The 11,086-nt window shown below is 68.8% G+C and carries 12 protein-coding genes; 6 read left to right on the top strand and 6 right to left on the bottom strand.

What is annotated here, in order from left to right:
* Together QH470_RS24115 and QH470_RS24110 are read right to left on the bottom strand one after the other, a co-directional pair.
* Positions 1–420: MerR family transcriptional regulator (locus QH470_RS24115; protein WP_280274608.1), on the bottom strand; the 420-nt coding region annotated here is incomplete at its 3' end.
* Positions 413–943, bottom strand: coding sequence for a VOC family protein (locus QH470_RS24110; protein ID WP_280274607.1), 531 nt, complete (start codon positions 941–943; stop codon positions 413–415). The genes QH470_RS24110 and QH470_RS24115, both read right to left, overlap by 8 nt.
* Positions 944–1,076: 133 nt before the next feature.
* On the opposite strand from QH470_RS24110, the gene QH470_RS24105 reads away from it, so the two are divergent.
* Complete coding sequence (locus QH470_RS24105; RefSeq protein WP_280274606.1) at positions 1,077–1,916, top strand: hypothetical protein; 840 nt, start codon at positions 1,077–1,079, stop codon at positions 1,914–1,916.
* 22 nt (positions 1,917–1,938) lie between these two features.
* On the opposite strand, the gene QH470_RS24100 is transcribed toward QH470_RS24105, so the two are convergent.
* From QH470_RS24100 to QH470_RS24090, 3 genes are read right to left on the bottom strand one after another with little or no spacing between them, the layout of a single operon-like run.
* Complete coding sequence (locus QH470_RS24100; RefSeq protein ID WP_280274605.1) at positions 1,939–2,508, bottom strand: dihydrofolate reductase family protein; 570 nt, start codon at positions 2,506–2,508, stop codon at positions 1,939–1,941.
* Positions 2,509–2,554: 46 nt separating this feature from the next.
* Positions 2,555–3,061, bottom strand: a complete 507-nt coding sequence (locus tag QH470_RS24095; RefSeq protein WP_280274604.1) for a MarR family winged helix-turn-helix transcriptional regulator — start codon at positions 3,059–3,061, stop codon at positions 2,555–2,557.
* Entirely contained in the window at positions 3,058–4,740 is a 1,683-nt protein-coding gene (locus QH470_RS24090; protein ID WP_280274603.1) for an FUSC family protein, read from the bottom strand. The genes QH470_RS24095 and QH470_RS24090 overlap by 4 nt, the downstream gene beginning before the upstream one ends.
* 150 nt (positions 4,741–4,890) lie before the next feature.
* Between QH470_RS24090 and QH470_RS24085 the strand changes: the two genes are divergently transcribed.
* Positions 4,891–5,343: a MaoC family dehydratase gene (locus QH470_RS24085; protein ID WP_280274602.1), complete on the top strand. Its 453-nt coding sequence runs from the start codon at positions 4,891–4,893 to the stop codon at positions 5,341–5,343.
* A 17-nt stretch (positions 5,344–5,360) separates the two neighbouring features.
* Here the strand turns inward: QH470_RS24085 and trpD are convergent, their stop codons facing one another.
* Positions 5,361–6,416, bottom strand: a complete 1,056-nt coding sequence (gene trpD, locus QH470_RS24080; RefSeq protein ID WP_280274601.1) for an anthranilate phosphoribosyltransferase — start codon at positions 6,414–6,416, stop codon at positions 5,361–5,363.
* 261 nt (positions 6,417–6,677) lie between these two features.
* On the opposite strand from trpD, the gene ctaE reads away from it, so the two are divergent.
* The 4 genes from ctaE (at position 6,678) to qcrB (ending at position 11,042) form a co-directional block, all read left to right on the top strand.
* The gene (ctaE, locus tag QH470_RS24075) at positions 6,678–7,289 is read left to right on the top strand and encodes an aa3-type cytochrome oxidase subunit III (RefSeq protein WP_280274600.1); all 612 of its coding nucleotides are present in this window, start codon (positions 6,678–6,680) and stop codon (positions 7,287–7,289) included.
* A 68-nt stretch (positions 7,290–7,357) separates the two neighbouring features.
* Positions 7,358–8,239 carry a cytochrome bc1 complex diheme cytochrome c subunit gene (gene qcrC / locus QH470_RS24070; RefSeq protein WP_280274599.1) on the top strand — a complete coding sequence of 294 codons (882 nt, stop codon included), beginning with the start codon at positions 7,358–7,360 and terminating at the stop codon, positions 8,237–8,239.
* A gap of 35 nt (positions 8,240–8,274) precedes the next feature.
* Positions 8,275–9,420, top strand: a complete 1,146-nt coding sequence (gene qcrA, locus QH470_RS24065) for a cytochrome bc1 complex Rieske iron-sulfur subunit (protein ID WP_280274609.1) — start codon at positions 8,275–8,277, stop codon at positions 9,418–9,420.
* Complete coding sequence (qcrB, locus tag QH470_RS24060; RefSeq protein ID WP_280274598.1) at positions 9,417–11,042, top strand: cytochrome bc1 complex cytochrome b subunit; 1,626 nt, start codon at positions 9,417–9,419, stop codon at positions 11,040–11,042. Before qcrA ends, qcrB begins: the two co-directional genes overlap by 4 nt.
* Positions 11,043–11,086: the final 44 nt, after the last annotated feature.

Raw genomic sequence — 11,086 nt, 5'->3', positions numbered from 1 at the left:
CCCCCCCGTGGGGGCGCCCCGGGGGGCCCCCCTCGGGGGGGCGGCCGGCGGGGTGCCCCCGCCCGCCCCGCGCTCGTGGGCTTCGATCATCCGATCCAGTCCGGCGCTGAGCCGCTGGAGGTGGGCGATCCGATCGGCGAGCTGGGAGCGCTGCGCGCGCAACGCACCCGGCACGTCCGCGGCCGAGTCGTCCAGGACGGCCCGAATTCGGTCCAGGCCGAGACCGAGCTCGCGGTAGACGACGATGCGGTGCAGGCGCTCCAGATCGTCGGCGGTGTAGAGCCGGTAGCCGGCGGGCGTGCGCAGCGACGGTCGCGCCAGGCCGATCTCGTCCCAGTGGTGCAGCGCCCGGACCGTCACGCCCAGCCGCGTGGCGACCTGACCGACGGTCAGGCCCTCGGCGTCGGTGGTATCAGGCATGGTCTCCATTGTCGCTACCGCCCGGCGGGGTGATCCCGATGGCCGCGAGATTCCGCGCCTCCTGGCTCTCCGGATCGAAGGGCTTCGCCGCGGTGAAGACGATCCGCGCGTTCTCGGGGGTGATCACCTCCACGTCCCGGGTGTTCCACGGCGTATCCCGGGGACCGTCGACGGAGTCCGGCCGCACCGCGCGGCAGGACTCGACAACGGAGTCGACCTGATCGAGCACGCACGAAAAACTGACGCTCAGCGCCGGGACCCCCGCCTGGACCTGCTCCGCAGCGACGAGCAGGACGTCCTGAAACGCCCACCGGCGCAGATGCACCAGACTGCCGGGGATGGCGAACAACTCGATGAATCCGAGCCCCCGAGTCCAGAAGTCCACCGATGCCGCCAGATCGTTCGACGGGATCGTCACGAAGGCGGGCATCCCGTAGATGCCCCGAAACGGCTCCGGCGCAACGGCATCCGGTCCGGGGGCGGGCACGGGGCCAACCTCGAACGCGTTGTAGTAATCACTCATGCCCACACCCTCCAGCCTCACGTAGCGTGAGAGTCAAGGGCTCCGGAGACAAAATGTTCGGCGGCCGGGCCTTCGGGCTGCCACCATGGTGACTGGTCAGGCCGACAGCGCCGAGCACAACAGGGGAGCCTCGATGTCACAGACGAGCACCACGTCTACCGGAGCGCACGCGGAGACCGAGGAATCGGTGGACTACCGGTGGACGACGATCGTGACCAACGCCGACCGGCAGGAACAGCCACCTCGGTTCGGTGTGGGCACGTTCGATACCAAGGACTCCTACACCGCCCACATCCACGACAGCCATACCGACCTAGCCGCGGCGGTGTTCGCCGAGGTGTGCGGCGAGGTGGTCGAGTACCACCGCGATGCGGTGCTCGACGCCCGCGTCGACGGCCTGCCCGACCCCATCGTGCCGGTCACGGTCACCACCACCGTCCGCGACGCCGACGACAACGTCGTCGCGGTCCTGACCGGACTGCTGCGCCACGAGCCGGTCACCGATGACGAAGTCGTCGATGCCGCGGTCACTTTCGGTCAGATCGCCGTCGCAGACGAACGCATTCGCATCGAACGCATTCGCCAACCCGGCGGCGTCAGCCATCGCGACCCGCTCCCGTCGGCCCTCGACCTCGACACGGCGTACGGCCCGGACCTCGACGCCTACACCTTCGAGAGTCCGGGCATCGGCATCGGCGAAACCCGCCGTGAGCAGCTGCGGGCACTGCGCGCCGCGGCCGCCGAACTGCGGGCCGAGGTCTACGACCCCGAGTACTGCAGGCACCAACTCGCCGCCATGGAGACCGCCCTCGCCGAAGCCCGCGACACCGACCCGCCCATCGACTGGCGCGCCCGCGTCGACCGATGGCGGCGGCTGCTGGAGATCTCCACCGAGGCATACCTGGACGCCGCCGGATTCGACACCGCCGCCGAACACCTCCGCACCCGGCATTCCGCCCACGACGCCGGGTAGGCGCGTAATCGGCGAGGTGTCCCTAGTCGCGTGTCGGGACGAAGCGGAGGAGGACCGAGCCTGTTGCGGCGAAGGTGCGGTTCTCCACCAGGTCGAGCGTGACCCACCGGTCGAGTGTGGGGAAGAACGGCGTGCCACTGCCGACCGCTACCGGGCTGACCACCACCAGGTACTCGTCTACCAGGCCGGCTCGGATCAGCGGTGCGGCCAGGGTGGCGCCCGCGACGTCCAGGATGCCGTCGGTCTCGGCCTTGAGCTGCTTGGCGACCTCGACCACATCGCCTCGCTCCAGGCGAGAGTTCCAGTCCACCGACGAAAGGGTCTGCGAGAACACCACTTTCGGCATCGCAAGCCACAATCGGGCGTACTCCGCCGTCACCGGTGTGATGTCCGGATCCTGTCCGGCCGTGGGCCAGTACGCCGACATCAGCTCGTACAGCTTGCGCCCGTACAGCGACACCGCGGTCTCGCCCACCCGGTCGTTCCAGAACTGATGCACTTCATCGTCCGGCTGCGACCAGGAAAAATCCCCGTTGCTGTCCACGATGTAACCGTCCACCGAGATATTCATTCCGTATGTCAGTTTGCCCATGACGTACAGACTGCCGGGCCGTCCGGAATTCATCGGCCGCGGCCGGTCAGCGGCGGTGGACGCCCAGGCGGCCTTCGAGCTGGATCAATAGTTCGCCCAGTCGGCTGGCGAGGGCTTGACTCTGCTGCTGGGTGAGCCCGGCGAGGATTGTGCGTTCGAAGGCGAGCTGGGCGGGGAGGATGGTGTCGAGGAGGGTGCGGCCTCGGGTGGTGAGCCGTACGTGGGCTACTCGACGGTCGCGATCGTCGGCGCGGCGCTCGACGAGGCCGCGGTCGGTGAGTTGGCGTAGACGCTTGGTGACCGCGGCGCCGGAAGAGAAGGTCTCCCTTGCCAATTCGCTGGGGGTGAGGTCCCGAGCGGTGCGGCGCAGGGCGCCCAGCAGGTCGAATTCGGGGCGGGACAACTTCGCATCGCGCAGGGCGGCGCTCTCGGCCTGGTGCAGCAGGGCGGCGCAGCGGTTGATGCGGCCGATGAGTTCCATTGGCGCCGTGTCCAATTCGGGGTGGATGGCCTGCCACTGCCGCACCACCGCGGCTACGGTGTCGTCCGTCACGCCTGCTGCTCCTCGCGCAGGAACCCGTGCACCGGCTCCTGCCGTCGTATCGTCGCAGCGAGCGTACGGTGCGCGCGCCGCTCGGCGTGCAGCAGCCTCTCCTCGGGCAGCGCCCGCTGCCACCACTCGCCGGCGGCGGTGTCGGCCGCTTCACGCAGCTCCACCAGTGCCGCGGTGAGACGGCGGCGCGCGACGGCGAGTTCGGCGGGCGAGGCCGCCGCGAGCGCGCGCTCGGCGGCGTCGGTGGTGCGCTCGGTGGCGTCGAGGGCCTGTTCCATCCGCCCGCCGGAGCGGCGATTGGTGATCAGCACGGCGACGACCATGCCGACGACGACACCGGCGAGGGTGTCCAGCACGCGATCGGAGATCAGCTCCGAGACCGGCGGCCGGGCCGCGGCGAACTCGGTGACCAGCAGCGCCATCGGGGTCACGGTTACCGATCCGAGCCAGTAGTTGCGGGTGATCAGCGCCTCGTTACAGAAGCTGAAGAACACGCACAGCGCCGCCAGCGCCACCACGCTCACCCGCGCCAGCGGAACGACCGCCGCGAACAACGCCACCCCGCAGAGATTGCCGACCAGGCGCTGCACCACCCGGTGCCAGGTGAGCGTGACATTCGCCTGATAGATCGCCGCCGCGGAGACGACGGCCCAGTACGGATGCCCGACGCCGAGCGCCAGCCCGGCGTAACCGGCCAGCGCACACCCGACAGCGCAGCGCATCGCGACCGGTTGCAGCGGTGACCACGGCCGCAACAGCATCGAGAACAGTCGAGTCGGCGGCAGCGCTCGGCGGCCTTCCCGCTCGGCGTGCACGCCCAGCAGTTCGTCGCCGCCGCCCGCGGGCAATGCCACCGTGGGCAGCGGACCGTGACCGCGCACCTGACGCGCCCACGCGCGCAGTTGCCCGGAATCCGCAGTGCCGGGCGCGAATCCGAGCGCGGCCTCGGCGCGGAGCACCAGACGTTCCAGGGTGCGCCGCGCGGGCGTGCGCTGCCCGCCGGCGAGCACCGACTGCCACGCGCCCTGCACGGCCGCCGCCGCGGCGTGCCGGGCGCGGTATCCGGCGTCATCGGTGGCCTCGAGGTAAGCGGCCGCGGCGTCCAGCGCCCGCGCGGTCGCGCGGCGCTCGGGACCTTCACGCCGGATCAGCGCCGGCGCCAGCGCGACGGCCGCGCCGACGCAGCCCGCGGCGATCGTCAGCGCGAGATGAAACGGAACCTCGCGCAATTCCTGCGGGGCGAACAGGGTGCCCGAGGTGACGAAGACGAAGATCACGTGACCGGGCGGCCCGATCCGGGTGGCATCGCACACGGCCTTCTGGACGCCCGCGACCACCGCCGCGATCGCGATCAGCGCGCCCACGCTGTCGACCAGCGACGCCCCGATCAGCGCCACCGCCATGCTCGCGGTCATGCCGGCCACGACCCAGGCGGTGGTCCGGATTCGCGCCGCGTAGGGCAGTTGGTGTCCGTAGAGCGCGCAGAACGCGCCGGGCATCACGTAGACCGCCAGCTCGCCGCGCCCGGCGAGCAGCAGCGGCAGCAACACCAGCGTGAAGGCCACCGCGACACTGGTCGCGGGCTTGAACCAGATGTCGGAGGGCCGGTTGACGCGGAGCACGCCGGACAGCGGGAGGGGGCGGATACGGGGTTGTCGGAGGGGTTCGGCGGCGCTCACTCCAAAAGGTTAGCAGGTATTTTACAAGTAAAACATCCAGGGGTTGTACCGGCCGGGCTCGGACAGGTGATCGCTTCTGCCCGTGCGGATGTGGCACGGTACAAGTGCTGACGCGAAGGTTCGCGACCATGAATTGAAGGAGCGCCACTCATGACCGATTTCCCCGACCTGGACGCGTTGCGGGCAGCGGTGGGCACCGAGATCGGTGTCAGCGACTGGATGACGATCGAGCAGGACCGCATCGACACCTTCGCCGACGCCACCGGCGACCACCAGTGGATCCACGTCGACCCCGTCCGCGCCGCGACGGGCCCCTACGGGCGCACCATCGCGCACGGCTTCCTGACCCTGTCGCTGCTGGTACCGCTCACCAATCAGGCCGCCACCGTGGGCGGCATCCGCATGGGAATCAACTACGGGCTCAACAAGGTTCGCTTCATCAGCCCCGTACCGGTCGGGGGCCGCATCCGCGCCCGCGTCACGCTCGATTCGGTGCGCGACATCACCGGCGGGGTGCAGGCCGAGCGAACCGTCACCCTGGAACTGGAGGGCGCCGACAAACCGGCCTGCGTCGCCGAGAGCATCGTCCGGTACCTGACCTGAGGTGGTGGTCCAGGACGTCAGTCGGTCCCGAACTGATTGGTGAAGGTGACCCAGCGATCCAGCAGTTGCGCGGCCGCGCCGGAGTCGACCGTGCGCGCGACCCGTTCGACGGCGGCGCCCAAGGCGTCGTGGATGTCCTTACCGGCCGTCTCCGGCGTCAGCTCGTAGGCGACGATCGCGGCCGCCGAATTCACCAGCACGGCATCGCGAACCGGCCCCGGCTGACCCGCCAGCATGTTGCGGGCGATGACGGCGTTGGTGTCGGCGTCGCCGCCGCGCAGCGCCTCCTGCGGCACCCGGGGGATGCCGATCCGGGTGGGATCGATGGTCGTCTCGGTGAGATGCCCGGCCGCTACCACCCAGACGTCGGTGGTGTCGGCCGTGGTGATCTCGTCGAGACCGTCGTTGCCGCGCACCACCAGCGCGTTGTTGCCGCGTTCGGCGAACGCGCCCGCGATCACCGGCAGCAGGTCGGCGAAGGCGCAGCCGATCAGCCCGGCGCCCGGCTGGGCCGGATTCGTCAGCGGGCCCAGCACATTGAACACGGTCGGGATGCCGATCTCCTTGCGCGCGGGACCGGCGAACCGCAGCGCGGGATGGAACAGCGGCGCGAAACAGAATCCGATCCCGACCTCGTGCACCGAGCGCGCCACCGCGTCGGGCCCCAGCGCGATCCGCACCCCGAGCGCCTCCAGCACATCGGCGCCGCCACTCTTCGACGACGCGGCCCGGTTGCCGTGCTTGACCACCGGAATCCCGGTCGCGGACACCACGATCGCCGACATCGTGGAGATGTTGACGGTGCCCGACCGGTCGCCGCCGGTGCCGACGATGTCGACCGCGCCGACGTCGAGCGACACCCGCCGGGCGTGGCCGAGCATGCCCTGTGCCATGCCGGACAGCTCGGAAGCGGTCGGGCCCTTCATCTTCATCGCGATGCCGAACGCGGCGATCTGGGCCTGGGTGGCGTTGTCGGAGAAGATCTCATCGATCGCCCACGCGGCCTCCTCCGTGGTCAGATCGACCCCATCGGTGAGGGCCCCGAGGATCTGGGGCCAGGTGCGCGCGCTCATCAACGTCTCCCGTCCGGATTCGCACATCCAGTGCTGGGTAGCAGCCTAGTGGGCGCGGCGATTTCTTTTCCCGCCGTCGCCGTCCCGGGAAACCTGGTGAAGGCGGGTGCGCGAGCGGGTCGGACCGCTCCCGAACTGGGTATTCGCGGGACACGCCGAGGAGGTGGCGAGACCTCGTCTCGCCGTGCGATTTCCGACACGCGACCGGAAGTTTCGTACCCGGCTTAGCCTGTCGTACTACGACGAGTCATACTTACCCGCGTGACGACCGCAGTAGGGACCCCAGGATCGGCCATTACTCAGCGTGTGCACTCGCTGAACCGGCCCAACATGGTAAGCGTCGGAACCATCATCTGGCTGTCGAGCGAGCTGATGTTCTTCGCCGGCCTCTTCGCCATGTACTTCGTCGCCCGGGCCCAGGCTCACGGCAACTGGCCGCCGGAGCCGACCGAGCTGAACCTGAAGCTCGCCGTCCCGGTCACGGCCGTGCTGGTCGCGTCGTCGTTCACCTGCCAGATGGGCGTGTTCGCGGCGGAGCGGGGCGACGTGTTCGGGCTGCGGCGCTGGTATGTGATCACCTTCCTGATGGGCGCGTTCTTCGTGGGCGGTCAGGGCTACGAGTACATGAACCTCGTGCACGAGGGCACCTCGATCTCGAGCAGCGTGTACGGCTCGGTGTTCTACGTCACCACCGGTTTCCACGGTCTGCACGTCATCGGCGGTCTCATCGCGTTCATCTTCCTGCTGGTCCGCACCAAGATCAGTAAGTTCACGCCGGCCCAGGCCACCGCGGCGATCGTCGTCTCCTACTACTGGCACTTCGTCGACATCGTGTGGATCGGTTTGTTCGCCACGATCTACTTCGTCCGCTAGGACCCCCTAGTCTTCGACGAGCACCAGCCTCAGCATCAGTCGGTTCCGTCTACTTCAAAGGGACACAGATGAGTTCATCTCCTCCGTCAGCGCCAGATCCCGCCAGCCCTGGGGTCGGCAGCGCTCGGGACAGCCAGGCCACCAAGACCCGCAAGCAGCGCCGGATGCGCCGTCGGCTGGCGGGCGGTCTGGTGCTGCTGATGGGTCTCGTCGGTGCCGGGTTCGCGGCGTCGGCGCTGACTCCCCGCGCGCAGGTCGCGACGGCGAACGAGGACCAGTCCGCGCTGATTCGCGAGGGCAAGCAGATCTACGACACCTCCTGCATCACCTGCCACGGCGCGAATCTGCAGGGCGTCCAGGATCGCGGCCCCAGCCTGATCGGCGTCGGCGAGGCGGCGGTGTACTTCCAGGTCTCGACCGGTCGCATGCCCGCCGCCGCCAACGGCTCGCAGATCCAGCGCAAGCCCGAGAAGTTCGACGCCCGGCAGACCGACGCGCTGAGCGCCTATGTCGCGGCCAACGGCGGCGGCCCCACCGTGGTGCGCGACCCGAACGGCGAGATCGCGCAGGAGTCGCTGATCGACAACGCCGACCTCGGCCGCGGCGGTGAGCTGTTCCGGATGAACTGCGCGTCCTGCCACAACTTCACCGGCAAGGGTGGCGCGCTGTCGTCCGGCAAGTTCGCGCCGCCGCTCGGTCCCGCCAGCGAGCAGCAGATCTACGCCGCGATGCTGACCGGTCCGCAGAACATGCCGAAGTTCTCCGACCGGCAGCTGTCGCCGGAGGAGAAGCGCGACATCGTCGCCTATGTCAAGGACCGCACCGAGTCCAAGCCCGAGGGCGGCTACGGTCTCGGCGGCTTCGGCCCCGCGACCGAGGGCCTGGCCATCTGGGTCGTCGGCATCGTGGCCCTGGTCGGCTCGGCGATGTGGATCGGATCCCGCTCATGAGCGAGCGCGAGACCAACGAACAGGAGCGAAACGACATGGGGCGGCCTGAGGACGGCAAGCCTGGGGACGACCTGAACCCCACCGAGGAACAGCTCGACGCGATGTCGCAGGAGGAGCTGGTCGCACTCGGCACCAAGCGCGACGGCGTCGACGTCGTCTACCGCGCGCCGCGCTGGCCGGTTCCGGGCACCAAGGCGGAGAAGCGGGCCGAGCGGCAGGTGGCGTTCTGGTTCGCGGTGTCCACGCTCGCCGCGCTGGCGCTGATCGGGGTGTTCCTGTTCTGGCCCTGGGAGTACAAGAGTCGCCACGAGGACGGCGCGGGCATCTACTCGCTCACGACTCCGCTCTACGGCATCACCCTGGGTGTGGCGGTGCTGGCGATCGGTGTCGCGGTCGTGCTGATCCGCAAGAAGTTCATCCCGCAGGAGATCTCGATCCAGGACCGCCACGACGGCAAATCGCCCGAGGTGGAGCGGCGCACCCTGGTCGCGCAGCTCAAGGACGCGGGAGAGACCTCGACCCTGGGCCGCCGCAAGATGATCACCCGCACCGCGGGGCTGGGCGCGGGCGTCCTCGGCGTCGGCGCGCTGTTCCTGTTCGTCGGCGGCATGATCAAGAACCCGTGGGCCAAGGGCGACAAGTCGCCGCTGTGGGTTTCGGGCTGGACGCCGGACTACCCGGGCCAGACCATCTACATCCGCAAGGACACCGGCCGTCCCGAGGACGTCGTGCTGGTGCGTCCGGAGGATCTCGACGCGGGCGCCATGGAGACCGTCTTCCCCTGGAAAGAGGAGTGGCGGGGCGACGAGCACGAGACCCTGCAGTCGCTGCGCGGAATTCGCAACGCGGTCATGCTGATCCGGCTGCGCACCGAGGACGCGCAGAAGGCGGTCAAGCGCAAGGGCCAGGAGAGCTTCAACTACGGCGACTACTTCGCCTACTCGAAGATCTGCACCCACCTGGGCTGCCCGACCTCGCTGTTCGAGCAGCAGACCAACCGGATCCTGTGCCCCTGCCACCAGTCGCAGTTCTCGGCCACCGAGTGGGGTAAGCCGGTCTTCGGTCCCGCCGCCCGCGCGCTGCCGCAGCTGCCGATCACCGTCAACTCCGAGGGCTACCTGGTCGCCAACGGCGACTTCATCGAGCCGCTCGGACCGGCTTACTGGGAGCGTCGTTCATGAGTCCTAGCAAAATTGCCGCCCAGGCAAATGAGATGGACGAGCGCTACCGCGCGGCGGCGTTCGTCAAGCGGTCGATCAACAAGGTCTTCCCGACCCACTGGTCGTTCCTGCTCGGTGAGATCGCGCTGTACGCGTTCATCATCCTGCTGCTGTCGGGTGTGTACCTGACGCTGTTCTTCGACCCGTCGATGAGCGAGGTCGTCTACGACGGCGCCTATCAGCCGCTGCGCGGCGTCACCATGTCGCGTGCCTTCGAGACCGCGCTGGACATTTCCTTCGAGGTGCGCGGCGGGCTGTTCGTGCGGCAGGTGCACCACTGGGCGGCGCTGCTGTTCGCGGCGTCGATCATCATCCACCTGTTCCGCATCTTCTTCACCGGCGCGTTCCGCAAGCCGCGCGAGGCGAACTGGGTGATCGGGTCGCTGCTGCTGATCCTGGCGATGTTCGAGGGCTTCTTCGGCTACTCGCTGCCCGACGACCTGCTCTCGGGCACCGGTCTGCGAGCGGCGTTCTCGGGCATCACGATCGGCATCCCGCTGATCGGCACCTGGATGCACTGGCTGATGTTCGGTGGCGACTTCCCGGGCGAGATCATCATTCCGCGCCTGTACATCGCGCACGTGCTGCTGTTCCCGGGCATCATCCTGGCGCTGATCGCGGCGCACGTGGCGCTGGTGTGGTACCAGAAGCACACCCAGTTCCCCGGCCCCGGCCGCACCGAGAAGAACGTGGTGGGCTCGCGCATCGTGCCGGTGTTCGCCGCGGACCAGGGCGCGTTCTTCATGTTCACCCTGGGCGTGGTCGCGATCATGGGTGGCGTGCTGCAGATCAACCCGATCTGGAACCTGGGTCCCTACAACCCCTCTCAGGTGTCGGCGGGTTCGCAGCCGGACTTCTACATGATGTGGACCGACGGTATGGCGCGTCTGATGCCGCCGTGGGAGCTGTACCTGGGTCGCTACACCATTCCGGCGGTGTTCTGGGTGGCGCTGATCATGGGTCTGGTGTTCACCGTGCTGATCGCCTACCCGTGGATCGAGAAGCGGCTGACCGGTGACGACGCCATCCACAACATCGTGCAGCGTCCCCGCGACGTGCCGGTGCGTACCGCGATCGGCGCCATGGCCATCGCGTTCTACCTGGTGCTGACTCTGGCCTGTGTCAACGACATCGTGGCCTTCAAGTTCGACATCTCGCTGAACGCGACGACGTGGATCTTCCGCATCGGGCTGCTGGTTGCCCCGCCGCTGGCCTACTTCCTGGCCTACCGGATGTGCCTGGGCCTGCAGCGCAGCGACCGCGCGGTGCTGGAGCACGGCATCGAGACGGGCGTGATCAAGCGACTGCCGCACGGCGAGTACATCGAGGTGCACCAGCCGCTCGGCCCCGTCGACGGCCACGGCCACCCGATCCCGCTGGAGTACCAGGGCGCGCCGGTGCCGAAGAAGATGAACAAGCTCGGTTCGGCCGGCAAGCCCGGCCTGGGTTCGTTCCTCCGCGCCGACCCCGCCGAGCAGGCCGAGGAGCTGACCGCCTACGAGAAGGGCGAGCACCACAAGCAGCTGGAGATCCTGGCCGAGTACCAGGAGCAGGCCGGCAAGGGTGACAAGCACGGGCACTGAGGTTTGTAACGAGAACCGGGGCCCCCGGCGGCAAGACGCGGGGG

Source organism: Nocardia wallacei, assembly GCF_029868745.1.
Lineage (GTDB): Bacteria > Actinomycetota > Actinomycetes > Mycobacteriales > Mycobacteriaceae > Nocardia > Nocardia wallacei_B.
The sequence above is the reverse complement of the archived record's forward strand: the minus strand, read 5'-3'. Positions and strand labels throughout refer to the sequence as shown.